The sequence below is a fragment of the Virgibacillus salexigens genome, from assembly GCF_014905415.1.
GTDB lineage: Bacteria > Bacillota > Bacilli > Bacillales > Amphibacillaceae > Virgibacillus > Virgibacillus salexigens.
The window spans coordinates 1-297 of record NZ_BNEO01000169.1; the positions used below are offsets into that span (position 1 = coordinate 1).

The 297-nt window shown below is 37.4% G+C and carries 1 protein-coding gene; it reads right to left on the reverse strand.

Translation table 11 applies throughout. From position 1 onward, the window contains the following. Positions 1 to 17: 17 nt before the first annotated feature. Complete coding sequence (locus tag JKP73_RS22710; protein WP_200412044.1) at positions 18 to 200, reverse strand: hypothetical protein; 183 nt, start codon at positions 198 to 200, stop codon at positions 18 to 20. Positions 201 to 297 lie beyond the last annotated feature (97 nt).

Consider the following 297-nt stretch of genomic DNA (forward strand, 5'->3'; position numbering starts at 1 on the left):
TACTTCTTCCACTAGTTCTAATATGTATCTGCCCCCTCTATTTCTCCTTCATATGTTAGTATTTCGATCCCACCATAACGATATTCACCAGCATAGGTAGGCTTTCTCCGTTTCCTATAGAACGTATCTGCATTATCTTCTATCATCATTCGTAAGTATTCTTTATTATAATAGATTAGTAACGTTGTCTCTTCAAACAAAGTCATGCTTCCCCTTTATTCGATTCCTTAGCTTCCAGCTCCGACAGTGCTCTCTTTATGGTAATTACCGAATAACAAAGAAACAGGATTCCTGGTA